The sequence below is a fragment of the Stappia sp. 28M-7 genome (assembly GCF_014252955.1).
Taxonomy (GTDB): Bacteria; Pseudomonadota; Alphaproteobacteria; order Rhizobiales; family Stappiaceae; genus Stappia.
This window is the reverse complement of sequence record NZ_JACMIA010000001.1, coordinates 1,378,553-1,403,433: the sequence shown is the minus strand read 5'-3', so window position 1 is coordinate 1,403,433 and position 24,881 is coordinate 1,378,553. Positions and strand designations below refer to the sequence as shown.

The window sequence follows — 24,881 nt, the reverse complement described above, 5'->3', positions numbered from 1 at the left end:
ATGACCCCAGTCTTCAACTTCGTCACCGGCCTCAACCGGATCCTCTTCGGCATTGCCGCACTCGCGATCTTCGCCGTGGTGCCGATGCTGCTCTACGAGGTGGTGGCCCGCTACGCCTTCAACGCCCCGACCGTCTGGGCGATGGAAGCGAGCACGCTCCTGTTCGGACCGCATTTCATGCTGGCAGGCCCGTACCTGCTGCACCTGCGCGGGCATGTCGCCGTCGACATTCTTTCCGAGCGCGCCTCCGGGCGCACCCGACAGGTCCTCGAAATCTTCGGCCTGCTGGTGATCGCAGCGTTCGCCGCCGTGCTCGGCTGGGTGAGCTGGCCGCTCGCGGTCAACGCCTTCCAGCTCGGCGAGACCAGCTTCTCGGCCTGGAACCCGCCGATCTGGTGGATCAAGTTCATCGTGCCCTTCGCCTTCCTGATGCTGTTCGCCCAGGCGCTCGTCGAAGCCGCCATGGCACTGCGCACGCCGCCCGCGGCCCCCGCCAAGGAGGCACGCCCGTGAGCTCCGAACTCGTTCTCATGGTGATGTTCAGCGGCCTCGTCGGCCTGCTGCTCACCGGCCTGCCGCTCGCCTTCGTTCTCGGCTCGCTGGCGCTGTTCTTCACCGTCGTCCTGTGGGGCCCGTCGGCCCTCACCGTGACGGTGCTGAACCTCTACGACACGATGCGCTCGGAATCGCTGCTGGCGATCCCGCTCTACGTGATGATGGCCAGCGTGCTGCAGCGCTCCGGCGTGATCGAGAGCCTGTACAAGGCGATGGAGATCTGGTCGCGGCGCCTGCCGGGCGGCCTTGCCGTCGGCACGGTGGCCATCTGCACCATCATCGCCGCAATGACCGGCATCGTCGGCGCGGCCGTCGCGGCCATGGGCATGCTGGCCCTGCCGTCGATGCTGAAGCGCGGCTACCAGCCGGAGCTGGCCATCGGCACGATCTGCGCCGGCGGCACGCTCGGCATCCTGATCCCGCCGTCGGTGATCACCATCGTCTATGCGGTGACGGCGCAGGCCTCCATCGGCCAGATGTTCATTGCCGGCGTGGTGCCGGGCCTGCTGCTGGCCTCGCTCTATATCGGCTACATCGTGCTGCGCTCGGCGCTGAACCCGTCGATCGCCCCGCGCCCGACGGACAGCGAGGGCATCACCTGGGCCATGCGGCTCGGCGCGCTGAAGTCGCTGATCCTGCCGATGCTGATCATCGTCGGCGTGCTCGGCACGATCTACATGGGCATCGCCACCCCGACCGAAGCCGCCGCCGTCGGTGTCGCGCTCGCCTTCGTCTCGGCGCTGATCGAGCGCCGGCTCAATGGCGAGCTGATCACCGGCGTTGCCCTCGACGTGGTCAAGGTCACGACCATGATCCTGTGGATCACCATCGGCGCGCGTGCCTTCGTGGCGATCTTTACCGGCACGGGCGGTGCCGACTTCCTGCTCGGTTTCATCCAGGACCTCGACGCCAACCGCTGGGTCGTGCTGGTGGTCATGCTGGCGATCCTGTTCTTCCTGGGCATGTTCCTGGACGAGATCGGCATCATCCTGCTGTGCGTGCCGGTGTTCCTGCCGGTGATCGACTTCCTTGGATTCGACCGGCTGTGGTTCGGCATCCTGTTTCTCGTCTCGGCGCAGATGGCCTACATCTCGCCGCCCTTCGGCTACACACTTTTCTACATGAAGGGGGTCCTGCCCGCCGGCATCGGCATGGGTACGGTCTACCGCGCCATCATCCCTTTCATGCTCCTCCAGGCCCTCGGCATCCTGATCTGCGCCATGTTCCCCGAGCTGGTGCTGTGGCTGCCGCGTTCCATGATCCAGTAAGAACTCACCCAGGACAGGACTGACCATGAGCGACGCTCGATCCTCCCGTATCGAAGGTCTTCACAAGATGACGCCGGCCGACCGCCTGCAGGCGGTGGCCGCCAAGGCGGGCCTCGGCAACGAGGCCATCGCCAGCCTCGCCCAGGCGGCGGAAGGGCGGATCGAGCTCGCCGACCGGCTGGTGGAGAACGCGATCTCCAGCATCGCCATTCCCATCGGCGTCGCCACCAACATGATCGTCGACGGCCGCGAGGTCCTGGTGCCGATGGCGACCGAGGAGTCCTCCGTCATCGCCGCCGTCTGCAACGCGGCCAAGCGCTGCCGGCCGACGGGCGGTTTCTTCACCTCCTCGTCCGGCCCGGTGATGGCCGCGCAGATCCAGTTGCTGGGCGCCAGCGACCCCGAGCAGGTACGCCTCAAGGTCTATGAGCGGCTCGACGAGATCCGGACCATCTGCAACGAGACCGACCCGCTGCTGGTCAAGTTCGGCGGCGGTTTCCGCGACATCGAGGTGCGGGTGATCGAGACGGCCGAAGGGCCGATGACCATCGTCCACATTATCGTCGACACGCGCGACGCGATGGGCGCCAACGCGGTCAACAGCATGGCCGAGGCGCTGGCGCCGCGGCTGGTGGAGTGGACCGGCGCCCGCAGCCTGCTGCGGATCCTGACCAATCTGGCCGACCGCCGCGTGGTGCGCGCCCGCGCCGTGTGGCCGCTGGAGGAGATCGGCGGCGAAGAGGTCCGCGACGACATGATCTCGGCCTACCATTTCGCCGATGCCGATCCCTACCGCGCCGCGACCCACAACAAGGGCATCATGAACGGCGTCAGCGCCGTGGTGCTGGCCACCGGCAACGACACCCGCGCCATCGAGGCCGGCGCCCATTCCTTCGTCGCGCGCAACGGCCATTACGGCTCGATGTCGCGCTGGGAGGAGGACGCGGACGGCAACCTCGTCGGCATCCTGGAAATGCCGATGGCCGTCGGCCTGATCGGCGGCGCGACCAAGATCCATCCGACCGCGCAGGCCTGCCTCAAGCTGCTGGGCGTCGAGACCGCCGACCAGCTGGCGCGGATCATCGTCTCCATCGGCCTGGCGCAGAATTTCGCGGCGATGCGGGCGCTGGCGACCACCGGCATCCAGAAGGGCCACATGGCGCTGCACGCCCAGAACGTCGCCCTGCTGGTGGGCGCGGTCGGGGACGAGATCGACCAGGTGGCGAGCGAACTCAAGGCGCTCGGCAAGGTTCGCCAGGACGTCGCCGAGGAGATCCTCGCGCGGCTTCGCGCCGGCAAGTAAGCCGGCCGGAGCAGGGAGAGCGGAATGAGCGAGCGCGTTCAGATCGTCGAAGTCGGCCCGCGCGACGGGCTGCAGGCCCGCAAGGAGCCCATCGCGACGGCAGCGCGCATCGGCCTCGTCGAGCATCTGCGCCGGGCCGGCGCAGGGCGCATCGAGGTCGGCTCGTTCGTCTCTCCCAAGGCCGTGCCGCGGATGGCCGACACCGCCGAGGTGATGGCCGCGACCGGCTCGCGCCAGCGGGACGGCGACATGGTGCTCGTCGCCAACGAACGCGGCCTCGACCAGGCCATCGAGCACGGCGCCCGGTCGGTCGCCGTGTTCACCGCCGCAAGCGACGCGTTTGCGGAAAAGAACATCGGCTGCACCGTCGCCGAGTCGCTCGACCGGTTTCGCCCGCTCATCGAAAAAGCGCGGAATTCCGGTGTTTTCGTGCGCGGCTACGTCTCGACGATCACCGACTGCCCCTATGCGGGACGGATCGCGCCCGCCCCGGTGGCTGACGTGTCGCGGGCGCTGAAGGACATGGGCTGCGGCGAGATTTCGCTCGGCGAAACGCTGGGCAAGGCGACGCCGGCGCGCATCGCCGCGGTGATGGAGGCGGTCGCCAGGCACGTGCCGCTCGCCGAGCTGGCCGCGCATTTTCACGACACCTACGGAATGGGCATCGCCAATGTCGCCGAGGCCCTGCGCCTTGGCATCCGGACCGTCGATGCGGCCGCCGGCGGGCTCGGCGGCTGCCCCTTCGCGCCGGGAGCGGCCGGAAACGTTGCGACCGAGGACGTGCTCTACCTGCTGCAGGGCGACGGCTACGAGTGCGACATTGCGATGGAACCGCTGCTCGACGCGGTCGCCTTCATCGAGCGCGAGATGGGCATCCGCCCGACCAGCCGCGTCTACAAGGCGCTGCGCGGCGGCACCTGCTGAGACTCAGCGCTCGCCAGAATCTCAAGTACAGAAAAGATCAGCGGAACATCCCAGCTCGATGTCGCCCATGATGGCGCCTGTCGATCAGGATCCCATCCGCTCGCGCTCCAGTACAAGCACAGAAACCTTGCATTCTCGTAGAGGTTACGGGCACTTGAGTGTCGAACGAGGACAGTACGGATCTCATCCGGAAGCGTCAGAACGGCCGACTGCACACGGGCAGGGTCGACCTGCGGCAAGTCTTCGTGACGCAGCGCATCGACATGAAGAAGCCAGGGCAACGCGGGCGGCAGCCACGATGCGCCAGGCCCGTCGAGCGTCAGATAACCGGCGTCGCGAAGCAGCTCCGAGATCGGGGCGAGATCGCCGGGAACCTCGAACGGCTCATCCCATGGGCCAAGCCTGCCCAGAAAGCCGATTTCCCAAGACAGGAACGCAGACAGAAGCTCATCCAGATCCTCCTGAGAGAATTCCATCCCGGAAACAAAGTCATCGAAATCGGCGTTAATGACCAGAACCCGATAGGATCCCGCCGTTTCGACGCGCTCGACAGCACCGACCCGCTCCAGGGCATGGAGTGCCGCCTCCAGATGCGAGGAACCGTAGTCGAAGACACGCGAAAAACGTTCAAGATCACCGCGCGCATCCTGCCAGACCTTTCTGTGGAGGCTGGCGGCGAGCGCTCTGCACAGATGAGAGCAGGATGGAGAGGCAACCATTTCGAGATCGGCACCCTGGGTGACAAAAGGACTGAAGAGCAAACTGCTTCGAACACATCCTGTCTGAAACATACCGGGCATGATGCAGCAGGTCCTGCCGCTCCACAAAGGGCGCGCGCCAGACGAGCGAGCGCAAAACCTGTCCCGCCCCGTTTAACCCATTGAAATAGCTTGCCTCTCGAAAATTGAGATGGATTTAGCAAAATTCCGTCTCGAAATCGCGCAAAGTTGCGGTGACCGTCTCGAAATCGGCAATCGCCGAGGCGGTGGAGACGGCGGGCCGGCGCTGGCGAAAAGGTCGGCGGAGCAGTGAGGCGCGAGAGCATTTGTCCCCGCTCAATCCCCGTCTGGCGACACATGTCGGCGGCGTCATCTCGGCTCCGACTCGCGTCCGGCCCCGATTTGGAGATATCCCCGCGCGCCGTGCCGACTTATCCCCGAGCGGCTTTTCCAGATATCCCCGCCTCCCCAAAGGCACGCCCTGCCCCGTGGTTCCCGGTACTTCGCGATCCGCTCAAATATGAGTTTGACTCTCATATTTGTTGGTTGGTAGACAAACCAAAATCGACCGCCACACAACAGGATCGCCATGCGGAACCGACACGCCAAGGACCTCACCTGCACGCTCCTCTTCGCGGCCCTGGCCGTCTCGGCTCCCACGGCGTCGAAGGCTCAGGACAGCGACGATGACGGCATCGACCTCTCCGCCGTCGACTTCAGCAGCGCGACCCGGCTGGACACCGTCGTCGTCAAGGCGCGCAAGTTCGAGGAGCCGATCCGCGAGGTGCCGTTCACCGTCGAGGCGCTGCCGGCCGAGGACATCGCAAGCGCGCGCATCAAGAACACGGCCGATCTCGTCGGGCGGCTGCCGAACTTCAACTTCGCCGACACCGGCCTGACCTACGCCAACACGCTCAACATCCGGGGCATCGGCTCGTCGTCGGCGCTGATCTCGCCATCCGTAAACTACTATGTCGACGGCATCCCGCTGCCGGCGCGGGTGTTCGACCAACGCTTCATGGACGTCCGCTCCATCGAGGTGCTGAAGGGGCCGCAGGGCACGCTGTTCGGGCTGAACTCGCAAGCGGGCGCGGTGGTTGTCTCGACACAGGACGCCACGCCGGACTTCGGCGGCGAGATCGGGGTCGAGGTCGGCTCGCACGGCGAGCGCAAGCTCGACGCGAGCGTCGGCGGGGCGATCACGGATCGTGTCTCGGCGCGCCTTTCGGGCACGCTCTACGGGTTCGACGGCGACATCCGCAACATCGTCTTCGACGGGCTGGGCAATGTCGTGCAGGATGACATGTCGGTGCGCGAGCAGTATTCGGGCGCGATCTCGGCCAAGGTCGCCGCCGAGCTGTCGGACAGCACCGACGCGGTGCTGTCGCTGCGCCATTCGCGGACCCGCGAGCGGCCGACGACCGGCGTGTGGCTGGACGACCCGCATTTCCCGCGCAACGCCTTCGCCCCGGTTCCCGAGACGACGACCGAGACCACCGGCGGATCGCTGGAGATCACCCACGATCTCGGTTTCGCGACGCTCACCTCGCTGACCGGCATCAGCCATTACGAGCTCGATCTGGACGCCGACCTGCTGGACGGTTTCATCGGCGGCGCGCAGACCGGCCTGCCGCCCTCCGCCTTCGGCGCGGCGGGGGTAAATGTGCGGCGGATCGACGAGACCAGCTCGCAGGTCAGCCAGGAGCTGCGGCTCAACGGCGAGTTCGGCCAGGGCGGACAGTGGGTTGCCGGCGTCAGCGGACTGTACTCCGATCTGGAGAGCACCACCGACATCACCAGCCTTGCCATGGCCAATGGCGCCTATACCGGCCGGCTGAAGAAGACCAACCTTGCCGCCTTCGGCGAGGTGACCGTTCCCGTCACGGAGCGGCTGCGGATCATCGGCGGCGCCCGCTACACCTACGAGCGCCAGCAGTTCGACGGCACCTATGCCGGCCGGCCCGGCGGCGTGCCGGGTGTCGCCGCCTTCGCCGAAAGCCAGGAGAGCACCTTCGGCTTCGTCACCGGGCGCGCCGGCGTCAGCTTCGACCTGGCGCCGGAGCTCACCGTCTACGGCACCATCGCCCGCGGCGAGAAGCCCGGCGGCTACCTGTTCTTCAACCAGTTCGCCTCCGCCGGCATTCCGCTGACGGAGTTCAAGAGCTCCGGCACATGGTCCTACGAGGCCGGGCTGAAGGGCCGACCCTTCGCCGACTGGCTGGAGATGTCGACGGCGGTGTTCCTGAACGACACGAGCGACGAGCAGCTCTTCACCTTCAACCCGGTGGCCGGACGCTTCGACGTACAGAACGCCGACACGCGCAGCTATGGCTGGGAGCTGACCGTGACGGCCCGCCCGACGGACAACTGGCACTTCGGCGCCGCGGCCGGCCTGCTGCATGCCGAGATCACCTCCGGCGGCGCATTGCTCGAAGGCAACGAGGTGCCTTACGCGCCGGAGTTCACCGCCTCGCTGTTTGCCGAGTACCGCCATCCGCTGCAGATCGCCGGGCTGGCGGGCGAGGCCTTCGGGCGTGCCGAATACCAGCATGTGGGATCGCGCCAGATCGATCCGGCCAACAGCCGGAGGCTGGATGCGTACAACCTCGTCAACCTGCGCGCGGGCTGGGAAAGCGACAGTTTCGACGTCTACGGCTTTGCCGAGAATATCTTCGACGAGAGCTACACGACGTCCGCCTATCGCACCGGCAACGCGGTCGGCGGGGGCGGCGTCTACGCCGGCATTCCGGGAACCGGCCGGACGCTTGGCCTGGGCGCAAGGGTGAGGTTCTGACGTCATGACACGCCCCCTCCCCTCCTTGCCCGCGCCGGCCCGTTCGGCGCGGATCGCGCTCTTCACCGCCCTCGTTCTGAAGGCTGCAGGCCTCAGCCTGTTCGTGGTCCTGATGCCGCCGCTCGGCCGGCAGATGGGCTTCACCGACATCGAGACCGGCATGATCATGAGCCTGTCGGCCCTTGCCGGCATCGTCGCGGCGCCGGTCTGGGGCTTCCTGACGGAGCGGGCCGGCCGCAAGCCGGTGCTGCTTGCCGGCATGCTGGTGCCGGCCGCCTGCCTGGGACTGACGGCGGCGCTGGTCGAGATGCGCCTGTCGCTGGCGATCTCCGCCGGCCTCGCCCTTGCCGCCGTCTTCGCCGTCAGGGTGCTGCAGGCCGCCTTTTCCGGCAGCGTGCTGCCGGCGGCGCAGGCCCACATGGCCGACACGACCGGCCGTCAGCAGCGGGTCCAGGGCATGGGCTTTCTCGGCTCGTCCTTCGGCCTGGGCGCGATCCTGGGCGGCATGGTCGCCTGGCGCATCGGCGGCAGCGCGCCGACCGTCTCCTTCGCCGTGCTCGCCGCGCTCGCCTTCGCCGCCGGGCTCGCCGTCTGGCTGTGCCTGCCCGAAACGCGCGAGCGCCCGACAGCGGGCGGACGAGAGCCCACAGGCGCGGGCGCGGACACCCGTTCGGCGAGCCTGGCGCGGCTGTGGCCGCATTTCGTGATCACGCTGCTGGCGGTCGCGATCTACGGCACGTTGCAGCAGGTCATGGCCCTGCGGCTGCAGGACTATTACGGGCTCAGCGGGGAGGCCTCCGTCTCCCGCGCCGGCTTCATCCTGGCCGCCGCCGCGATCTGCATGATCACGGTGCAGGGGATCGTCATCCGGCACCTTGCCTGGAGCCCGAGGGCCTTTCTGCTGCGCGGCGCGGTGCTGGCGGCACTGGCGATGGCGGGCTTTTGGGCCGCCACCGGGCCGGTCTCCCTGCTGGCCGCGATGATGGTGTTCGGCGCCGGGCTGGGGCTGCTGTTTCCCGGCAATCTCGGCGCGATCAGCCTGAGCGCCCCGGCGCGTGCGCAAGGCAAGGCAGCCGGGATCAACGCGACGTTTCAGGGCCTCGGCATGGCGTGCGGGCCGCTGCTCGGCGCCGTCCTCAACGCGCACTCCTTCGCCGCCGTTCCGGCCCTTTGCATCGCCCTGCTGCTCGTCGCGGCCGCACTGGCGCGTCTCGGCGCGCCGCATCCCGACACCGCCGACACATTCGCAACGCCCGTGGAGCCCCGCCCATGACCTCTTCCAAGACCGCGGCCAAGACCTCGACGCTGTTTTCCGCCGCCTTCGCCGAAACCTACGAAACGCGCATCGACCGCCTGGTGCCCGGATACCGCCTCGCCCACGAGTTGACGCTGGCGCGCCTTGCCGCCGGGCTGCCGGACGAGGCGACGATCCTCGTCGCGGGGGCCGGCACCGGGACAGAGATCCTGATCCAGGCTAGCCACCGGCCCGGCTGGCGCTTCATCGCCGTCGAGCCCTCGCCCGACATGCTGGCGATCCTCAAGGCGCGCGTTGCGAAGGCGGGCCTCGGCGACCGGGTGGAGATCGTCGAGGGAACGGTGGAGGATGCGGATGCAGGCCTTCGTGCGGACGCCTGCATCGCCCATCTGGTCAGCCACTTCATCAAGGGCGATGGCGACAAGCTCGCCTTCTTCCGCGCCATCGCGGCGCGGCTGGCGCCCGGTGCCGGCCTGTTCCATCTCGACTACCTGCCCGAGGGCGGCACGTTCGACCCGGCCTATCGCGCCTGGGCCCTGCTCGCCGGGCAGACAGACAGCGAAGCCGCGACGATGGAAAAGCGGATCCGCGGCAGCTGGGATGCGGCGGAGGCCGCGCGCCTTGCCGAGCTGCTTCGCACGGCCGGCTTCGACGAGCCGCAGCCATTCTTCCGGGCGCTCGACTATCACGCGCTGGCGAGCTACCGAAGCCCCGAGGCGGAGTAAGGCGGGCGACGCGCAGCGGGTTCCGTTCGCCGGGCCGATGGCTTACGTGTCGGTCGTCCCGCTTTCGCGCCGACGCGGGTGCGCAGATGCTTTCATGGAGGGGTCCATGGCGGACGATCCAGTACGTGAAAAGATCCTGAGGGCCGCGCTGGACCTGATGCAGACCTATGGGGTGAAGAAGTTCACCCAGCCGCAGGTGGCAAAGGCGGCCGGCGTGCGCCAGTCGCACCTGACCTACTACTTTCCCAAGAAGATCGACCTGATCAAGGGCCTGCTGCAGGGCCACCTGCCGCACCACGCGGATGCCGGCGGGACGCCGCCCGCGCCCCCTGCCCCCGAGGCGATCCGCAAGGGGCTGGCGGTCCTGACCTCCAATCCCGGCCGGATGCGATTCTTCCTCAGCCTGATCCTGGAAGCGCAGCTGGAACCGGAGCTGAAAGTCCTGGTCGACGAGCACATGGCCCGGTTCGACGCCAGGGTCGCGGCCTATTACGGCCGGCCGCCGGGCGATCCGGACGTGACGATGTTCCTCTCCGCGCTGCGCGGGCTCGGCATGCGGCGGCTGGTCGGGGAGCAGGCGGCGGACGGCAACGCGGACGACGGTGTCGACATCGCCCTGCTGGAGGCGCGGTTCGGCCTGGTGCCGGTCACGGCGGCGGCCGGCGACTGAGCTTTCCGGGAGCGGCATCGGCCCGAGGGCGGACGGAGCGCGCGCAAGGATCGGCGCGCGGGGTGGCCGGCACCAGAACCGTCTCGTCGAAGGGCGCCCCGTCCTCCGTCTCGACATAGCCGACCGAGTGGACGGTGACGTGCGGGGCGGCACGCGCGATCAGCCGGGGCACGCCCCAGTCCTTGCGGGCATGGCCATGGCCCGTGATCACCACGACGGGGGGGCCGTGCGCCGCCAACGCGGACAGCGCGGCCTGCGCCAGCGCGGCATCGCGCAGGCGCTGCGCCTCGACGAAGCCGCGCCTCAGCACCGGCGGCAGGGCCCCGCAATGGGTCTGCAGCTTCAGCGCCTCGCGCGCGGCCTGCTCCTCCCGCGGCAAAGGCCGGTCCAGCCCGAAACGCGCGCCCTGCGCCCCGAAGACCGCGCTCGCGCCGAGAAACACCGCCTTGCGCGCCTCGCCGGACGTCACCGCCATGCCGAAAAGCGCCGCCTCCCGGGCTGCGAGAAACACCGGCGCGTAGAGATCGAAGGGTGGCCAGCGCGTCTCATGCCAGCGCGTTGCCGCCGCGAGCGCGGCCGGGTCCGTCCGGTCGGCCCGCATGGCGCGGTCGGCGGCATCCGGCGACAGCATCTCGAAGACGACGGCAGCGGGGCGCAGCTCCTCGATCCGGCGTGCCTGGGCCAGGTGGGTTTCCAGGTTGTCGTGCACCTCGCCGAGGATCACGATGTCGGCGGGCGTTGGCTGGGCGAGCGCGGATTGGGCGAGCGCCAGAAACAGAGCGGCGATGAGACCCCGCACCGCGCCTACCATGTCAGGCTCGCCTCCAGATGCAGCTCCACCGCATGCGATCCCCCGCCCGCGCGGGCGAGCCGGTCCTGCGGGCCGGGAAGCACCTCCTGGAACACCACGGTCCGGCTCTCGCGCAGGATCCGGCGCAGCAGGGCGACGCAGACGGGATTGGCGATGTCGATCCATTGCGGCTTGCGGTGGCGGTTGGCCATGGAGTTGCTGGCATGCCAGTCCATGCCCGGCTTGCGGGCGACGAAGACCTGCGCCGGCATGCCGCGTTCGTGGAAATATCGCGCCAGCGCGGTCATCGCCGTGGCCGTCGGCAGATGCGCCTCGCCCTCGCCCTTCCATACCGCGTCCAGAAGGTCCTGCGAGGTTTCGTACCAGGTCTCGCGAAAGAGCACGCAGTCGCCGCGATACTCGCGCGGCCGGTGGCGGCGGGGCGCGGTCTCGTCGCCGACGAAGCCCTTGTCGAGGCCGGGCCGCATGACGGCGACAGGCGCGGTCAGGTGGATCAGCCAGTAGTGCAGGCCCCAGGCGGGCGACGGCAGGACGCTGCCGAAATTGACGAACCGCACCGGCAGGCCCTCGCCGTCCGTCACCTGCAGCCGTCGGCCGCCGGGAGCAAGGGAGACATGACAATCGGCAAGCGGCAGGACCGGCGTCGGATCTCCCGAAGGGGCGAAGCCGGCGAGATAGCGCTCGGCAAGACCGCCGTGGCGCTGCAGGCTGCTCACCTCGCCGCCGCGCGACAGCCCGACGAAGCGCTCACTGGTCAGCTCGGTCTGCCGTGCCAGCCATGCGCGCAGGCGGCGGCGCATCGCCAGCGCCTTGCCATCCTCGCCCTGGGTGTAGCGGGACAGGAGCCAGACCGGCTCGTCGAAAGTGCCGTTCAGCACCAGCCGCAGCGCGCCGTTCTCGCGGAACGGCTGGACGTGGGCGCAGAACGGATGGTGGCCACTGCCCGGGCCAAGGCCTTCGGCGGCAAGACGCTGCGCCAGCGACAGGTCGGAGAGGCGGGCCAGCAGCTGCGGTGCGGCGCTCTCGATCTCGGCGGCAAGGCGCGGCAGCGGAAGGGAAGCGCCCTTACCGGGCGCAAGGCTCTGGAAGAGGTCGCGCAGCAACCGGTGCTCCGGCGAGGGCATCGACAGGTCGCGCAAGACATCGCAGACCCGGTCGCGGATCGCGGCAACGTCATAATCCGGCCGGTCGTCCAGCCGCATCCAGCAATCGCGGTAGAGCCGCGGCGCATCCTGCAGCAGCGGGTCGGCGGCAAGGCGCCCGACAAGCGCCGGATCGGGCGCGCCCGCCAGCGCGGCTTCGGCGGCCTTGACGCCGGCCGGGGCACGGCGCACCAGGCCCCTGTCGACCAGGCCGCGGACGAGCCCGGCCGTTTCCGCCGGCGAAAGCCCCGCCTCGCCGCAGGCCGCCGTCAGCTCCTCCAGCGCGAAGGTCCGGCCGGAAAGCGCACGGAAGATCCGGTCGACCGGCGCGCGCAGGGTGAAGCTCTTGCGCCGCCCCGTGCGCCACAAGGTGCCGCGCGTCAGCATCAGGGTGTGCAGCTCCGCGTCGAGCCGGTCCGCATCGGCGGAGAGCTCTCCGGCGAGCTCGAACAGGCCGCCCTGGCCGAGCGCATCGGCATGGCCGTGCCGCAGCACCGCGATCCACTCCTGCGCCAGGCGCTCGCGGCTTTCCAGCTCGAAGCGGACCGGGCCGCCGGTGCTGGCGGCGCCATCGCCCTCGCAGATGCCGACAGCCATGTAACGCTGGAAGGGGCTGGTCTTGTGCGAGACGCGCGAGAGATAGCGCAGGGCCCGCATCGCGGCGCGGAACCGGCGGCCGGGCTTTTCCGACGGCTTGCCGAGGGTGCCTGCCAGCCGGTCGAGCCGTTCCTGCACCTCGTCCAGCACCCACCGGGCGTGGGCATCGAGCGTCATGGCCCGAAGCGCCGCCAGAATGCGCTCGAGCTCGGCGGGCAAAGCGCCGGCCACCTCCTGCCCCGCGCGGCCGTCTCCCGCGCCAGCGGCGGCAAGCGCCGCACGAAAGGCGGGCGACACCAGCCCCTCCAGCACCTCCGCCGGCAGGGGCGCGAGCCGCAGCACCAGCATGTCGGCGGAGGCCGCACGCGGGGCCGCGCTGTCGCCGGGGAGCGCACCGGCAGGGGGCCGCTCCTGCGCCATTTCGCCGGCAAGCGCGCTCATGTGGCGATCGCCTCGACCCAGCGGCCGGAGGACGCCGGCTGGCGGTTGCCCAGCTCCCCGGCCCGGCCCCGCACCACATGGCCGCCCTGCATCTCGATGACGAAGTCGCCCAGCTCGGCAATGTCCGGATCATGGGTGACCAGAACGATGGTGGTGCCGCGCGCCCGGCAGGCGAGCAGCGCCTCCAGCACGCTGGCGCTGCTTTCCCGGTCGAGATTGCCGGTCGGCTCGTCGGCGAGGATCAGGTCCGAGCGCATCGCCAGCGCCCGGGCGATGGCGACCCGCTGGCGCTGGCCGCCCGAAAGCTGGAAGGGAAAATGGCCGGCGCGGAACCCCAGACCCAGCTCCTCCAGCGCCTGCTCGGCCCGCTGGCGGCACTCGCGCGCCGGCAACGACATGTAGCGCGCCGGCAGGGCGACATTCTCGGTCACCGAGATCTCCTCGATGAGGTTCAGCGACTGGAAGATGAAGGAGACGCGCTCGCGGCGCAGCTCCAGACGACGCCGGCGGCCAAGACGGGAGACCGGCTCGCCGTCGAAGCGCACCTCCCCCTCGTCCGGCACCTCCAGAAGGCCCATGATCGCCAGCATCGTCGTCTTGCCGCAGCCCGACGGACCGATGACCGTGGTGAGGCGGCCGGACGGGATCTCCAGCGACAGCCCGTTCAGCGCCGTGGTTTCGACATCGCGGCTGCGGAAGCGCCTGGTGACGCCGTGAAGCTCGATCTGCATGACGCGTCCTGCTCACTCGATCCTGAGATAGTCGGCCTCGGACAGGCCGAGATAGGAGGAGACGACGACGGCGCTGCCCGCCGCCGGGCCGGTCTTCAGCGCTACCTCCTCGCGGGTGGTGGCGAGGATCTCGACAGGGACCTTGGCCGCCCGGCCCGTGGTCTCGTCCAGAACGAAGATCCAGTTGCCGCCGGTCTGAGCGAGGAAGCCGCCATTGGCGACGATCAGCACGTCCTCGGCGAGCGCGCGGGTGCGGATCTGGATGTCGAGCCGCTGGCCGTGGACGAGCCCCTCGGGCGGCGCGTCGACGAAGTCCATCTCCAGCGTGATCTTGCCGTCGATCACCTCCGGCAGGATCCGCCGCACCCGAAGCGCCCGCCATGCGCCCTGCACATCGCGCCAGCTGGCCTCGTCGCCGACCGAGATGCGGTCGAGATAGATCTCGTCGACCTCCGCCTCGATGATCGGCGTGCCGAGCTCGAACAGCGTCACCAGGTTGCTGCCGCGCTCCACGACCTCGCCGCGCTTGACGCTGAAGTCCGACAGGGTGCCGTCCATGGTGGCGCGGATGTTCAGCGCGTCGAGGGACTCGCGCGCGGTCTCCAGATTGCGCATCAGGTTGCCGGACAGGGTGCGGGCCTGCTGCAGCTGGTCGGTCTGCCACTGAATGCGCGACTTCAGCATGGTCACGCGCATTTCCAGAACGGTGTCGAGATGGCCTTCCTGGCGCACCAGCGCCTCCACCTCGAAGGGCTTGTCGTGGCCCCGGCTCAGCAGCTGACGGCGGCGCTCGAGCTGGATCTTGATCTCGCCGATCTCGTTGGTCAGCCGCAGCACTTCCAGCTCGTCCTCCTGGCGCCCGCGCTCCAGGCTCTGCTCGCGCTGGGTCAGGGCGTTGAGCTGTTCGGCGACCTGGACCTCGAGATTGAAGAAGCTCATCTCCGTCTCGGGATTGGACAGCTCGAACAGGAGCTTGCCCGAACTCACCCGGTCGCCCGGCTTGACGTGGACGGCATCGACCCGACCCGAAATGCTGTTCTGGAGCGCAACCGAGGTGCGCGGCTTGACCTGGCCGGTGGCATGCAGAACCGGCTGGAAGGCACCAAGGCGCACCCGGTCGAGCACCACATCGCCGCGCGCCACCTCGACCACGCGATCATCGGACCAGTCGAGACGGGCGGCGGCCAGCCCGATCAGCGCGCTGCAGGCCGCCGCAAGCGCGCCCCACAGGAGCACCGCCTTCCACACCGGCCGCCGGACCGGCCGGTCCATCGCCTCCAGCCGCTCCTGCGCCGCCGTGGCGGCGGCAGCGGACGGCCCGCCGCCGGTACCCGGGGCGGGACGCACGAAGGGATGCGGGCGCGGCGCCTCGTGCAAGGTCATCGAACCTCCAGCAGCAGCTCGCTTCCCGGGATCGCGCGCGCGCCGGATGCGGCCGTACCGGCATCCGAGCGGAAGACGATATGGAACGCGCCCTCGCCGCCGGCCTCGATGCGCCGGGCGATCTCCTCGCCGCGCTCGGGATGATCGGGCGAGACGAGGCGCAGGACCATGCCGTCCAGCGCATAGACGCGCTCGCCCGGCCCCTGCTCCTGCGTGCGCGCGATCAGGGCGAGCTCGGCCAGCGAGCGCTCGCTCGCCTCCAGATCGCGAACGCCGAACCAGACCTCGGCCAGTCCGTCGGCGCCGTTTCCATGCTCCTGCCACTTGCGGTCGTCGTATTGGGGATAATCGGCCCGCACCTTCTCGATGCCCTCGGCATCGCGCTGCGCAAAGCTGAAGTTCCACAGCGGGAACTGGAACGAGCGGACGAAGAGCAGGTCGAACATCTTCGGATAGGTCGTCTCGCCGCCCGCATGCAGGGGAACGATGTCCGTGGTCGGAACACCGGTCGCGGCCAGCGCCATCATCGCGGCGGCGATATCGCGCACATAGAGCGACAGGGAGACGGTGCGCGCGCCCTTCATCTCCAGCCGCTCGTAAAACGGGCGGCGGCTGAAGAACTCGACGCTCTGGCCCGACGGCAGCATCACCATGACGCTCTGCTCGCCGCTGGCCCGCTCGCCGATTTGCCACAGGGTGAAGCCCATCTCGTCCGTCAGCCACTGTGCCGTCGCCGGCACGTCCTCCACGGCGATGCGGACGAAGCCGACGGTCTCGACGTTTTCGCTGGCGCCGGCGATGGGACCGGCGGACGGCCCGCTGAGACCGGGAGGCGCGACCGCGTGCTGCGCGAGCGCCGGCGGTGCGACGGCGAGCAGGACGCCCAGCAGGACGGAGACGAGAGCTTTCATCGCAGGATCTTTCCAAGGGTTGCAAGACACAGAAGCGCGGGCAGGACCGCCAGCACCGCGAGATAGAGGCCGGCAAGCCGCCGGAGCGCCGGCGGGCCGACGGGACGCCCGCGCACCAGGCGGCAGGGGCCGTAGTCGGGATCGGCAAGGGCGGCACGGCAGGCGCCGACCAGATCGCTCCGGGTAAAGGGATTGAGATTGGCGAAGAGGAAGCCGGTCCCCGCCAGCGCGCAGGCCTGGAGCCAGGCGACCGGCGCCCCTGCGCGCCAGAGCGCCAGCACCGCCGCCCCGGTGAGCAGCAGGTCGCAGGCCGGCCCGGCCAGATGGATCAGCGCATGATCGCGCGGCGCCAGCTTCCACCCCTCGCGCAGGTCGAGCCAGGGCATCGGCAGGCCGAAGCGCCCGCGGTGGAACCCGGCGGCGGAGGGCCTGACCGCAAACAGCCGCGCCGTCAGCAGATGCGCCAGCTCGTGCAGGACGACGAGACCGGGGGCGAGCGCGAGCAACCAGCCGAGCGTTGCCAACGAGAGGGGAAAGCCGCCCTCCCTCGCCGTTCCCGCAAACAGTGCGACGAGAAAGCCGGCGCAGAGCATGAGCGAGGCCAGGGCCAGCGCGCCCATCGCCGCCGACAAGGCAAGCCCCCGGCGGCTGGGCACATGCCGGTCCGCCGGCAGCGCCAGCGCGTGACGGGCGATCAGGCCTTCGGCGGCGGACAGGATCGCGGGTGCGCGGGCTTCACCGGAGGCGGCCAGTTCGTCCAGCACCGCGCCGCGCTCGCGCCCGCCGAGCAGCGCCACCACGGCGCGCGAGAGCGGGCCGCTGACCCTGACATAGGGACCCGACCGGCGCGGGATGATGAAGAGCCGCCCTTCCGCCTGCAGCAGCAAGGGGGCCGAGGGGCCTGCAAGGCTGGCGGTGTCCGGGCTCACGAGACGGCGCCCTCCCCGAAGACAAGTCCGGCAATCGGGGCGATCCGCCAGCGCTCGTCGGCAGAGCAGGCATTCAGCCCCTCGTTGAAGACGCCGCCGAGCAGGGTGCCCTGCAGGCCGCGCGCGCAGGCGCCGAGCCAGGCAAGGTGCAGGCCCGCGCCGACGGCCTGCAGCGCATAGCGATAGCCCGGCGCACCGAAGCCTGTCGCCAGCGGCTCCATCTCCAGCCCGGCAACCAGCATGGCCGGCGCCATGTCGGGCACCGCCTGCCAGAAGACCCTTGTGTCGCCGACGCCCGGCCGCCAGCGCGGCCCGCCGTCCGCCGCATCGGCGACAAGGCCCCGCGCCCGGTCCACGGCGTGGATGCGCACATGGCGGGCGATGTCCGGGGCATGGCGGGCAACGCCGGCCTGCGCCTCGGCCAGCAGAGCGAGGATCGTTTCCGGCGGCAGCGGCACCGGTGGCAGCATCCGCACCGCGCGGCGCGCAAGGAGCACCTGCTGCATCTGCGCAAGCGAGCCCAGCGAGGACTGGGCGGCGGGAGCCGGCGCCGCCTGCCGATCCGGCGCGGGCTCTCCCGTGCGCAGCGGCGCCCTGCCGAGCGCCGCGATCCAATGAGGCAGGCGCGGCTCGTGCAGGGCTTCCCGGTCGCCCGGCCGGGCGGGGGGCGCAAGGGTCGCCGGCGCGCGCGCTGCGCCCCTGCCCTCGTCCTGCGGCGGGGCAAGGCACAGCGACAGCATGTGGCGGTCGTCGATGAAGGGCAGCGGCAGGCGGCTTTCGATGGCGCGCATGTCGAGGTCGCTGCGCACGCAAAGGCCGAGGCCGAGCCGCGCCGCGATCTCCATCAGCACCGCGCTGGAGACGCCCACATCGAGGCCGCAGATCTTGTAGGCCGCATCCTGGTACTTGCGCGCCACCCGCCGCATCCGCGAGACGAGCAGGAAGGCCGGCCCGGTGTCCGGCACCCCGGTCGCGGCCGGGTCGAGCGGCCCAGCCAGCCGTTCCAGCACGTGATCGGTGTCGCGATAGCGGTAGAGCCCCGCCGGCAGGTCGCTGTCGCGCGGCAGGTTGACCAGAAGAGAGGCCGAGCGCAGGTCGCCGCCCGAGGGCGTGATGCGCCGGCCGTCCTCTTCGCCGAACGCCCACTTGCACAGAAGCGACAGCCGCTCCGCCATCGTTCCCACGCTCGTTTCCAGGGGGACATCTTCAGGCAGGGCAAGAGCAGGCGCGCCGAAGAAGGCAGGCGCGGTTCCAGCGGCGAGCTTCCGGTTCTTGCTGGAGTAGTGCATCAGGTAGGTGCGCTGGCTGAGATGCCGGCTGAACGGCTCCTCGATGCCCGATTGCGCGGCGGCGACCAGCATCGCCTCGCCGGGGGCGCCGTCGCCAGCGTCCGCGGCGAGATAGGGCGAGACCAGCACGATGTTGCGGGCAAGGTCGCCGTCCGGCCCCTCGCGGCGGAACAGCTCAATACAGTTGAACTTGCGTCCGCGCTCGATGCCGCCGGCAAGACGGAAGAGCTTTGCCGCGCACAAGCTGGCGCGCACTCCGTCGAACACGGGCGCGCGCAGTCCCTGCCCGTCCGCCTCCAGCGCGCCGCCGACGAAGCGCTCGGCCAGCCAGCCGGCAGCGGTCGCCGCGCGTTCGGCCGGAACCAGCGGCCCGAGCCGGAAACAGTCCGCGCCGCCCCCGGCGAACAGGACGAGGCCGCCGGGGCGCAGAACCTCTTGCGGGAGCGCAAGATCGCCCGCCCCGTCATAGAGCACCAGGGCGACATCCTGTGTGCCTGCCGCGCCGAGATGCAGACCGGCGGCCCGGAGCGCCGCTTCCGCTGCCCCCCCCAGATGCGCCGGCCCGTGGACGCAGACGCTGAACCGGTCGACCGCAGCGCGCAGGGACGCGCGCGAGCGATGCACGCTGTCGGCCGCGCAGACCTGCTCCCAGAACCGCTCGGTCTCGGGATCGCGCAAGGCCGTACCGCCCTCCGCCTGCGGCGCGCCGTCCTGCAACAGGCCCCGGCGGTCCAGCAGCGTCACCAGCTCGTCGACATTGCGCAGCGCTTCCTCGGTGCCGCCGAAGTCCGGGGCAAGGCCCGCCGCGATCTCGCCGACAGGACGCGTGCCGTCGCACCGGCCGAGAACCCGCTTCACCAGATCCAGCGGAATGGTGCTGCGCAGGACCTCGCGGCGGCCGCCGCACAGGATCGCCAGCCGCCCGGGCCCGAAGGGCAGGACCGGGAAATCCGGCGGGAAATAGGGCGCCTCGACCGACAGGCGCAGCAGTTCGGGATCGGTCACCCGCTGTGCGGCAAGCTCGCGGGCGTGGCTGCGCTCGACCGTCAGCATGACCCGCTCCCCCGCGTTCCGGTGGGCACCGCAACAGGCATGGCGGCAAGGCCGAGCATGTCCGCAAGGTGCCGGCTGGTCCGCCGAGCGCCGGCGTTGCCCGCAGCATCCGCACCGGCGGTTCGGCAGCGGCAACCGTGCAGCGCCAGAAGACGCCCCTCCTCCAGAAAGCTGCCGTCGGTCAGAAAACGCAGGAAGCGCCCGTCATTCTCCTCCGCCGGACGGCGCAGGCGCGCGGCAAGAGCACCCGCGGCGAGGGCCGGCAGGTAGGGCGGATAGCCAGGACGGGCCGACGGCATGCGGGCCAGACAGGTCCGGCTCAGCTTGTCGAGGCGGCCGGCATCGTCATAGCTCGAGATGGCGAGGCGCCGGCGGGCAAAGCATTCCGGGCATCCGGGCCGGCCGGCCCGGAACTGCGGGCCGACGGTCAGCGCATCCTCGAACAGGCCGATGAGGTGGAGACGCGAACCGCTGACCGACAAGCGGTCCCAAAGGCTGCCCATCACGTCCGGCCGGTCGAAATCGAGGATCGCCAGCGTATCGGCCGCCGCAAGGCTCTCCAGATCCGCCGAGGGTCCGTCGAGGTCAACGGTGCCGGCAATGGTCACGCCGGCGGCGCGCAGGGCCTCCAGCACACGCTGGCCGAAGGCGCCGGAGATCACGCATTGCAGCACCGGAGCGGCGGTAGCCGGGGCCCCGGAAACGGGCGAGGACAGCGCCAGGGAATCGGCCATCTCGTCGGCTCCTCTCACGCGAAGGGCTGGGGATAGGGATTGACGGCGGCGCGGCGGAACGTCCCGTAGCCGGCCTTCGGCGGGTAGTCGTAGAGGCGCGCGTGGCCGAGGTATCGGGCCGAGGGCAGGAAATCGAGCGGCATCAGGTCGGGCGTGAAGGCGCGGATGACGCTCAAGCCCTGCTCGCGCAGGTCGTCGGTGGTGAGGTCGACCAGGGTCAGCTCGAAGTCGAGCGCGCGGAAGCGCTGCACCAGCCACTCGAACCGCTCGCGCGCGACGGGCCCGCACTCCGGCGCCAACCGCGAAATCGGGCTCTCCCGGTCGTGACCGGCGAGAAAGTCGAACGCACCCGCCTGCTCCGGGCGGCCCATGTAGGTGGCGCCGTATTCCAGGCGGGTGAACTGGAGCGGATCGTCGGGAATGTCCTGGAAATACGGGATCGCCGTGCGCGCGACGCAGGCCTCGCGCACCACCTTGCCGCAGGCGATCCAGGGGTCGAACTCGGTGCTGCAGCCGACAAAGGTCGCCAGCTGCGGGTGACCCTCGTATTTCTGCAGGAGATAGACCGTCGGCACCCCGAGATCCGTCGTCGCATCGTGGAAATGATGCTGGAGTGGCAGACCGTCGATCCGCCCCAGCGCCTCGCCGACTTCGGCCGGCGGCTCGACATCGAAGGACAGGCGGGGCAGCGGCAGCCGGCAGTTCCAGGTCAAGGCGATGGCGTCGCGCTCGATGCTCTCGCAGATCGCCGAGACCGCCGCCTGGTAGGGGCAGCTGTGCAGCGCGATGCCGGTGGTGATCGGCGCCCAGAACGCCTCGCCCGGCAACAGCTCGAACACCAGATGCGACATCACGAGCGGCAGCCAGACGGTGCGCGACTGCGTCACCGAATAGCCCTCGACCCAGCGGATCGGCCGGTCGGGATCGAAGGCATGGAGCTGGCAGCGCGGGTCGGCCAGTTCCGCCGCATCGCATTTCGGCCAGCGGCGATGGTCGAGCGCCGCCGAGCCGAGCTCGCGGGCGCTGGCGACGATGTAATCGCGCTCGTCGAAGATCGCGCTGGAATAGCGCTCCGCCGCCTCCGCCACCGCGCGCACATAGGCAAGGTCGGCGCGCACGTCGCCGCCGCTGCCGGCAGTCAGCGTCTCGGCCGTGCTGGATCCGTCGCCGGCGCGGATCCGGGGATAGCCCAGCGAGACGTTGCAAAGTTTGGCGGTGCGGCGGCGGAAGTCCGGCACGCCCAGCTCCTCGTCGTCGATGCCGGCAACGCTCTGGACGATGCCGCAGGAGGGGCTGAGGATCGACGACCAGGGAAAGCGGGCGCGGAAGTCGCCCTTCTCGAACACGTCGATCATGCAGGCACCCCGTCGAACGCGGCAACGAGGCTGGCGAGATAGGCCTCGTCGACCGCCGGGAAGCCGAGCCGGTTCATCATCAGGTGGCAGAGGTTGAAGGCAAGCTGGTCGCGGAAATTGTCGTTCTGCGGGAAATGCCGGCGGGCAGCGCGCGACACCTCGCGGATCGAGGCTTCCCAGCGGGCGAGCAGGTCCTTCTCGCCGGCGACGAGCACCGCGCCCGCGTCGAGCGGGTCGAAGGGGATCGCCCGGATTTCGGCGATCCGCTCGGAGAAGCGGCCGACATGATCCTGCGTGGGATCGGCGCTGCGCATCCAGTAGTCGCAATAGTCACTGAGGAACTGGCGGGGCGAGCGCGGCAGCTCGAACAGGTGCACGCAGCGGGCCATCAGCAGCGGCGCGATCCACTTGCGCGAGCGCCCCTCGAGCAGCTCCGCGGCAATGGCCGCAACGGCGATCTCGCTGGAGCGCTGGAAATGCGTCTCGCAGATCTCCAGCATCTCGCCGGTGCCGTATTTGCCGGTCTCCGGCTCGTAGGTGTCGCGCTGCACATGGGCGCGCGCGAAATGCGCAGGCGCCGCCGCCCCTTGCACGGCCTGAGGCGCGGCCGAGGCGACCAGCGGCGTGAACGGGCTTTCGGGCGTGAACGGCAGTTCGGCGACCAGCGTTGCCAGCTGCTGCTGCGCCCGCGCGGCCAAAGGCTCCAGCACCGCCGGATCGACCGGCAGCAGGCGCAGCCGCAGATGCGGCCCGCCGTCGTCCGTCATGCGCAGGAAGTGCCATTTCGCGACGTCGCCGCCGCCCAGCAGGGACGCCAGGTCATTGGCGACCAGATGGTCGAAGCCGGACCCGAACACGCCCGGATAGAGCTTGAAATAGGCCCAGCGCGCCCCGTGCAAAACCGTCATCTGCCGTGCCTCTCCTGCACATGTTCCATGCCTTTGGTCGGCCTCATGCCTGTTGCCCCATGTCGAACCGGAAGAAGCGGACGGAAACCGCCGTCAGAAGCACGGTCGCGGCCGCCAGCACGGCCAGCACCAGCGCCAGCGGCAGGGCCTGCGGCTCGCCCGTGGCGGCCTGCCGCAATCCGTCGACGAGATAGGTGATCGGCAGCAGGTCGGAGACCACCGCCAGCGCGCTGTCGCGCGGCACCTGGAAGAAGACGTTGCCGAAGCTCAGCATCAGGAAGTTGATCGCCAGCGTCGCCAGCACCCCGACCTGCTGGTTGCCGATGATGCCGCCGAGCGCGAAGCCCATGGCAACGAAGCACCCGGTGCCCAGCGCCAGCAGCGCGGCGAAGAGCAGGCCGCTGCCCTCGATGCGAAAGCCGAAGAAGCCGGTGGCGATGGCATAGAGGCCGACCATCTGCACCAACGCGATCGCCAGCCGGGTGACCAGCAAGGCCGAGACAATCTGCACGACCGTGATCGGCAGGGTCTTCATGTGGCGGAAAACGCCCCGCGCGCGCTGCTGCAACAAGGGTGTCGAGGTGCCGAACAGTCCGAGCTGCAGCAGCGACATGGCGAAGAAGGCCGGCAGCAGCTGCACCAGCTCCGAGGTCCTGCGCACCGGCTCGAAACTGTAGTCGAACGGCAGGGAGCCGGCCTGTCGCCCGGCGGCGGCGAGCATCGCGGTCTCCAGCACGCGCGCCAGCGAGGGGTCGGCCGCCGCGGACAGGGCCACGCGCCCGCCCGCCCCCACGGTGAGAGTGACCGTCCCCGCCGCCTCATGCCCGGCGGGCAGCAGCCGCACGCCGGGAACTGCGGACAGAGCCTCGACCACCGCCTGCGCCTGGGGCGCGGCGAGATCGCCCTGCAGCGACAGCGGCAGCGCGCCCGGCGCCCCGCCGCCGGAGCTGCTCATGAAAAAGATCACGACGAAGATCAGCGGGAACACGAAGGTGAAGAAGCTGGACGTGAAGTCCCGCAGGTATTCGCGAAAATTGTTGAGCACCAGAATGGCGAGCAGCGGCATGTTCACGGCCGTGTCTCCTTCAGCCCCGGCCCGAGCAGGGCGACGAAAACGTCCTCCAGCGTCGAGCGGCGCTGGCTGAGGCGCGCCAGATCGAGATGCGGGCGCAAGGGGGAGGCAAGCAGCGCGTCCAGCCGGCCGGCGTCGAACACCGCATGCACGGTCCCGTCCCTGCCGGTCTCCAAGCTCACGTCCGCCGCCAACTGCGGGTGCGCGGCGAGAAGCTTTTCGGCGGTTTCCACCTCGCGCAGCGCCACGGCCAGACGCGGCGGCGCGCCGTTGCGCGCGATCAGCTCGTCCGGCGTGCCGGTTTCGCGCACGCGGCCGTTCTCCAGAATGACCACGTCGCTGCTGAGCTCGGTCGCCTCGGCCATGTCGTGGGTGGCGAGCAGGATCGCCGAAGCGCCCTCGCCCCGGTCGCACAGCCGCCGCAGCTCCTGCCAGAAGGCCAGGCGGCTGAACGGATCGAGGCTGGCCGTCGGCTCGTCGAGGATCAGCACCTGCGGCTCGCCGACCAGCGCGGCGACGAGCGCCAGCTTGCGCTGCTGGCCGCCGGACAGCTGGCCGATCCGCTTCTTCCAGGCGCCCTCGAGCGAGAAGGCCTCGACCAGGTGCATCGGGATGTCGCGGCTGCGATAGGCGGTGCGGACCATCGACAGGTATTCGTCGGTGCGCAGCAGCGGCGGCAGGCTCTGCTGCTGCAGCACGATGCCGACACGGCGCCGGCGCTCCAGCGGCAGGTCGGGGAACGGCGCGCCGAGGATTTCGGCCCGCCCGGCATCGGGCTTGCGAAGCCCGACGAGGATTTCCAGCAGCGTCGTCTTGCCGGCGCCGTTCGGCCCGAGCAGCGAGGTCAGCGACCCCGCCCGGCAGTCGAGGCTGACGCCATCGAGCGCCAGATGGTCGCCATAGCGCTTGCGCAGCCCGTCCAGCATCAGCCCCGACGGGCCGGAACGCCCGGAGACGCGAAGGCGGCCGCGGTTCTGCGCAGCGGAGCTTCCGCCGTGCAGGGCCGCGACACCAGCGGTATCGGTCATCGTCTTCATCATCCCCGGGCCCGGTCCGTCAGCCTATTCGTGGCAGCTGCTGCAGCCCGAGTCGTAGCCACCGGTGCCGGTTATGCAGCCGATGCAGAAGAAGCTGCCGACCGACGAACCGGTGCCGCTGCTGACCGTGGTGCCGGTCGACAGGCAGTCGCTGGTGGTCGCCCGGGCCAGCATCGGCTCCGTTTCCTCGATGTAGCTTTCGTAGACGGCCGCGTGCGCGGACGAGGCCGTGATGTCGAGTACATGCTGCATTCCATTCTCCTTCCGTATCTTCG

22 protein-coding genes are annotated in these 24,881 nt (G+C 69.9%); 8 read left to right on the top strand and 14 right to left on the bottom strand.

The window, feature by feature from the left end; all coding sequences use genetic code 11:
- From H7H34_RS06315 to H7H34_RS06300, 4 genes are read left to right on the top strand one after another with little or no spacing between them, the layout of a single operon-like run.
- Positions 1 to 513, top strand: a complete 513-nt coding sequence (locus tag H7H34_RS06315) for a TRAP transporter small permease subunit (RefSeq protein WP_185924616.1) — start codon at positions 1 to 3, stop codon at positions 511 to 513.
- On the top strand, positions 510 to 1,823 hold the full coding sequence (locus H7H34_RS06310; protein ID WP_185924615.1) for a TRAP transporter large permease: 1,314 nt from the start codon (positions 510 to 512) through the stop codon (positions 1,821 to 1,823). Before H7H34_RS06315 ends, H7H34_RS06310 begins: the two co-directional genes overlap by 4 nt.
- Positions 1,824 to 1,848: 25 nt before the next feature.
- Positions 1,849 to 3,126 carry a hydroxymethylglutaryl-CoA reductase, degradative gene (locus H7H34_RS06305; protein WP_120269000.1) on the top strand — a complete coding sequence of 426 codons (1,278 nt, stop codon included), beginning with the start codon at positions 1,849 to 1,851 and terminating at the stop codon, positions 3,124 to 3,126.
- Between the two features lie 24 nt (positions 3,127 to 3,150).
- On the top strand, positions 3,151 to 4,050 hold the full coding sequence (locus tag H7H34_RS06300; protein WP_185924614.1) for a hydroxymethylglutaryl-CoA lyase: 900 nt from the start codon (positions 3,151 to 3,153) through the stop codon (positions 4,048 to 4,050).
- Here H7H34_RS06300 and H7H34_RS06295 read toward each other — a convergent pair.
- On the bottom strand, positions 4,020 to 4,850 hold the full coding sequence (locus H7H34_RS06295) for a hypothetical protein (protein WP_185924613.1): 831 nt from the start codon (positions 4,848 to 4,850) through the stop codon (positions 4,020 to 4,022). The two genes, H7H34_RS06300 and H7H34_RS06295, sit on opposite strands and share 31 nt — an antisense overlap.
- Before the next feature lie 508 nt (positions 4,851 to 5,358).
- On the opposite strand from H7H34_RS06295, the gene H7H34_RS06290 reads away from it, so the two are divergent.
- From H7H34_RS06290 to H7H34_RS06275, 4 genes are all read left to right on the top strand, one after another.
- Complete coding sequence (locus H7H34_RS06290) at positions 5,359 to 7,563, top strand: TonB-dependent receptor (protein WP_185924612.1); 2,205 nt, start codon at positions 5,359 to 5,361, stop codon at positions 7,561 to 7,563.
- A 4-nt stretch (positions 7,564 to 7,567) separates the two neighbouring features.
- Complete coding sequence (locus tag H7H34_RS06285) at positions 7,568 to 8,836, top strand: MFS transporter (protein WP_185924611.1); 1,269 nt, start codon at positions 7,568 to 7,570, stop codon at positions 8,834 to 8,836.
- The gene (locus H7H34_RS06280) at positions 8,833 to 9,543 is read left to right on the top strand and encodes a class I SAM-dependent methyltransferase (RefSeq protein WP_185924610.1); all 711 of its coding nucleotides are present in this window, start codon (positions 8,833 to 8,835) and stop codon (positions 9,541 to 9,543) included. The genes H7H34_RS06285 and H7H34_RS06280 overlap by 4 nt, the downstream gene beginning before the upstream one ends.
- 106 nt (positions 9,544 to 9,649) lie before the next feature.
- On the top strand, positions 9,650 to 10,213 hold the full coding sequence (locus H7H34_RS06275) for a TetR/AcrR family transcriptional regulator (protein ID WP_185924609.1): 564 nt from the start codon (positions 9,650 to 9,652) through the stop codon (positions 10,211 to 10,213).
- Here the strand turns inward: H7H34_RS06275 and H7H34_RS06270 are convergent.
- From H7H34_RS06270 to H7H34_RS06210, 13 genes are read right to left on the bottom strand one after another with little or no spacing between them, the layout of a single operon-like run.
- Positions 10,191 to 11,024, bottom strand: coding sequence for a ChaN family lipoprotein (locus H7H34_RS06270; protein WP_185924608.1), 834 nt, complete (start codon positions 11,022 to 11,024; stop codon positions 10,191 to 10,193). The genes H7H34_RS06275 and H7H34_RS06270 overlap by 23 nt on opposite strands.
- Positions 11,018 to 13,204 (bottom strand): hypothetical protein, encoded by a 2,187-nt coding sequence (locus H7H34_RS06265; RefSeq protein WP_185924607.1) that lies wholly within the window; start codon positions 13,202 to 13,204, stop codon positions 11,018 to 11,020. The genes H7H34_RS06270 and H7H34_RS06265 overlap by 7 nt, the downstream gene beginning before the upstream one ends.
- Entirely contained in the window at positions 13,201 to 13,935 is a 735-nt protein-coding gene (locus H7H34_RS06260; protein ID WP_185924606.1) for an ABC transporter ATP-binding protein, read from the bottom strand. Before H7H34_RS06260 ends, H7H34_RS06265 begins: the two co-directional genes overlap by 4 nt.
- 12 nt (positions 13,936 to 13,947) lie before the next feature.
- Complete coding sequence (locus H7H34_RS06255) at positions 13,948 to 15,318, bottom strand: efflux RND transporter periplasmic adaptor subunit (protein WP_185924605.1); 1,371 nt, start codon at positions 15,316 to 15,318, stop codon at positions 13,948 to 13,950.
- Positions 15,315 to 16,229, bottom strand: a complete 915-nt coding sequence (locus H7H34_RS06250; RefSeq protein WP_120268991.1) for a VOC family protein — start codon at positions 16,227 to 16,229, stop codon at positions 15,315 to 15,317. The genes H7H34_RS06255 and H7H34_RS06250 overlap by 4 nt, the downstream gene beginning before the upstream one ends.
- Complete coding sequence (locus H7H34_RS06245; protein ID WP_185924604.1) at positions 16,226 to 17,158, bottom strand: hypothetical protein; 933 nt, start codon at positions 17,156 to 17,158, stop codon at positions 16,226 to 16,228. The genes H7H34_RS06250 and H7H34_RS06245 overlap by 4 nt, the downstream gene beginning before the upstream one ends.
- Positions 17,155 to 19,500, bottom strand: a complete 2,346-nt coding sequence (locus H7H34_RS06240) for a nitroreductase family protein (protein WP_185924603.1) — start codon at positions 19,498 to 19,500, stop codon at positions 17,155 to 17,157. Before H7H34_RS06240 ends, H7H34_RS06245 begins: the two co-directional genes overlap by 4 nt.
- The gene (locus tag H7H34_RS06235) at positions 19,494 to 20,234 is read right to left on the bottom strand and encodes a hypothetical protein (protein ID WP_185924602.1); all 741 of its coding nucleotides are present in this window, start codon (positions 20,232 to 20,234) and stop codon (positions 19,494 to 19,496) included. The genes H7H34_RS06240 and H7H34_RS06235 overlap by 7 nt, the downstream gene beginning before the upstream one ends.
- 14 nt (positions 20,235 to 20,248) lie before the next feature.
- Entirely contained in the window at positions 20,249 to 21,589 is a 1,341-nt protein-coding gene (locus H7H34_RS06230; protein WP_120268988.1) for a YcaO-like family protein, read from the bottom strand.
- On the bottom strand, positions 21,586 to 22,497 hold the full coding sequence (locus tag H7H34_RS06225; RefSeq protein ID WP_185924601.1) for a thiopeptide-type bacteriocin biosynthesis protein: 912 nt from the start codon (positions 22,495 to 22,497) through the stop codon (positions 21,586 to 21,588). Before H7H34_RS06225 ends, H7H34_RS06230 begins: the two co-directional genes overlap by 4 nt.
- A gap of 43 nt (positions 22,498 to 22,540) precedes the next feature.
- Positions 22,541 to 23,563, bottom strand: a complete 1,023-nt coding sequence (locus H7H34_RS06220) for an ABC transporter permease (RefSeq protein WP_120268986.1) — start codon at positions 23,561 to 23,563, stop codon at positions 22,541 to 22,543.
- A 2-nt stretch (positions 23,564 to 23,565) separates the two neighbouring features.
- The gene (locus H7H34_RS06215) at positions 23,566 to 24,597 is read right to left on the bottom strand and encodes an ABC transporter ATP-binding protein (RefSeq protein WP_185924600.1); all 1,032 of its coding nucleotides are present in this window, start codon (positions 24,595 to 24,597) and stop codon (positions 23,566 to 23,568) included.
- 33 nt (positions 24,598 to 24,630) lie between these two features.
- Entirely contained in the window at positions 24,631 to 24,858 is a 228-nt protein-coding gene (locus H7H34_RS06210) for a hypothetical protein (RefSeq protein WP_120268984.1), read from the bottom strand.
- Between the last annotated feature and the right edge of the window lie 23 nt (positions 24,859 to 24,881).